The sequence below is a fragment of the Vibrio sp. 10N.222.52.B12 genome, assembly GCF_002875385.1.
GTDB classification, from domain to species: Bacteria; Pseudomonadota; Gammaproteobacteria; order Enterobacterales; family Vibrionaceae; genus Vibrio; species Vibrio jasicida.
In genome coordinates this window covers 3288-5594 of record NZ_MDAW01000058.1, presented here as the reverse complement: position 1 = coordinate 5594, position 2307 = coordinate 3288, and the positions used below count along the sequence as shown (strand labels likewise).

Here is a 2307-nt window from a genome sequence, read left to right as displayed (position 1 = left end):
TTTTTACTATGCGTTGATTTTAGTGTTTAAGGTGGTATGCGGAAGCATCGATATTGCGTTGCTCACACCTTAACAGGGCGTTATGTCTTTGGAGGAAAAATGACAGAGGAAGAAGCTAAAAAGTTAGCTCTTAAAACAACTGATTATTGCTATGTTCTCGCATGTGCTTGGGAGAAAGAAGAAAACAATTCAATTTGTTTGGAGCGAATTTTTGTTAAAGGTGGTCAAGAAGAGATTCGTCTAGCTTGGTGGAAAGATGGAAGACAAGCTATGCGTCCCGCTGACCTAAACGCTGTAGATTGGGTTCCGTTATTTACATCTGCTTTAGAGCAAGGAGTTTTCAATTCTGATGAGCAGTTGGGTATGCTGAAAGCTTTGGTATCAAACTAGGCAACAAACATAACAAACTGTTCAAGAGGGATTCGCAACGCGTGGCATTTTCACTATGCGTTAGTTTTAGTGATTAAGGTGGTTTGCTGCGGCTTCGGTATTGCGTTGCTCACCCCTTAACAGGGCGTTAGTACGGGTTTGACATCAAAGGTCATAAGTTTTGGTGTTTATCTGTTTTGGCGCTCGTCTTTACACCTTTCAGTTTGTGCCTTTCACGTTCTTTCCGGTGGCACTATATGCGGAGTGTTCGCTTTGATTTCATCGTTTACGGTTTCTAACTCTTAGCCTATTTCATTGGTGCTTCTTCATTTTTGTGGTGGCTTTTGAGAGAACCTCGGTTACTTTTGGTGTAGCTGTTGAAGTGCGGGGAACGAATCCTTTTCTAATTTGAATCCATCGAAAGTAGGGCAGCTCAGTGCGTTTTTCTTCAAGCCAACTTCCGTCTTTCAATCGGGGTAAAGTTTTGTAGCTGCCCGTCTCACTTCAGTGTTCAAAGTCTTTCATATCATGCCACTTTTCAATATCTTGGAGCGCATAAATAGAAGTAGCGCATGTACTAACAAATTGCTTAAGAGTGATTCGTAACGCGTGGCATTTTTACTATGCGGTGGCTTATGGTGATTAAGGCGCTGTGCGGTAGCTTTTATATTGCGTTACTCACACCTTAGCAAGGCGTTAGCCGTCATGGAGCTTGCTATACTCAAAGTGATAGAATAGTATCACTTTAGTATTCCTTTGGAGCAGCTCTCATGAAAGTAGAACTAGTTACATCACTTAAACGTCAAGCAACTAAGATCCTCGCCGATCTCCACGACACCAAAGAACCAGTGTTAATTACTGAACATGGTAAGCCATCGGCATATCTGGTTGATGTTGATGATTACGAGTTTATGCAAAATCGCTTGGCGATTCTGGAGGGGATTGCACGAGGTGAACGTGCATTAGCTGACGGTAAAGTGGTGAGTCACGATGAAGCCAAGGACAAAATGTCAAAATGGCTGAAATAATCTGGACTGAGCCAGCGTTATCTGACCTCAACGATATCGCTGAATACATCGCACTTGAAAATATCGTAGCTGCAAAGCAGTTAGTGCAAACGATCTTCTCCAAAGTCGAACGCCTGCAAACTTTCCCAGAGTCAGGTCGTATTCCACCCGAGCTAGAACATTTAAGTTATCGTGAAGTTGTCGTTAATCCATGTCGTGTTTTCTATAAACAAGACGGTGACAAAGTGTTTATTCTGTTTGTTATGCGTGCAGAGAGAGAGTTGCGTAAGTTCCTATTGAGCAAGCAGTAACCTATGGGAATGAGCGGCTAACAAACTGTTTAAGAGTGATTCGCAACGCGTGGCATTTTTACTATGCGTTGGTTTTAATGATTAAGGTGGTATGCGGGAGCTTTGGTATTGCGTTGCTCACACCTTAACAGGGCGTTAGTCGCCAGAAAAAGCTAGCAATCAAAATCATGTTTCTGAGCTTAATATTTAGCAGCTGTTTGCTTGGTACACCTATTAATCTTCGATCATCAGAACTTAGTTTTAGCTGTTTTAAGTCCAAAGTTTTGTAACTGTTCTAGCGGTTGTTTTGTTCTTTGGTGCTTACAGAGCAGGGCAATCGAGAGTCTGTTTTTGGTTGCAACTCCGCTCGGTGAGTTTGTCGGTACAAAAGCCGATTTACTCGCTGAAATGACGTTTTCTCTGGTGTGGTAAGTTCCACGTGGTTTCAGTGACTTGGTTGAAAGTCCGCACTGTGAGATTGGTTTTCCAAAAGCGCTTGTTGGTGTTGTCAGTCCGTTTTCTACGACGTTTTATGTTCCAAGTGGTTTCATTGAGTAGGCGCTTTGAAACTACGCCTGACTTAAATGCATCAAAACACATAAAGTTTGTTGTTCGCAAAGTTTAGTTCGGCTTAAAATTGT

4 protein-coding genes are annotated in these 2307 nt (G+C 42.3%); 3 read left to right on the top strand and 1 reads right to left on the bottom strand.

Translation table 11 applies throughout. The features are described 5' to 3' along the window. Positions 1-99: 99 nt before the first annotated feature. The 3 genes from BCT11_RS03625 (at position 100) to BCT11_RS03605 (ending at position 1687) form a co-directional block, all read left to right on the top strand. Positions 100-390 carry a hypothetical protein gene (locus BCT11_RS03625; protein ID WP_025502380.1) on the top strand — a complete coding sequence of 97 codons (291 nt, stop codon included), beginning with the start codon at positions 100-102 and terminating at the stop codon, positions 388-390. 749 nt (positions 391-1139) lie between these two features. Continuing rightward, positions 1140-1397 (top strand): type II toxin-antitoxin system Phd/YefM family antitoxin, encoded by a 258-nt coding sequence (locus tag BCT11_RS03610; RefSeq protein ID WP_005448240.1) that lies wholly within the window; start codon positions 1140-1142, stop codon positions 1395-1397. Next, positions 1385-1687, top strand: coding sequence for a type II toxin-antitoxin system RelE/ParE family toxin (locus BCT11_RS03605; RefSeq protein WP_102387168.1), 303 nt, complete (start codon positions 1385-1387; stop codon positions 1685-1687). The genes BCT11_RS03610 and BCT11_RS03605 overlap by 13 nt, the downstream gene beginning before the upstream one ends. A 227-nt stretch (positions 1688-1914) precedes the next feature. On the opposite strand, the gene BCT11_RS28265 is transcribed toward BCT11_RS03605, so the two are convergent. Next, positions 1915-2178, bottom strand: a complete 264-nt coding sequence (locus BCT11_RS28265; protein ID WP_231896329.1) for a hypothetical protein — start codon at positions 2176-2178, stop codon at positions 1915-1917. Positions 2179-2307: the final 129 nt, after the last annotated feature.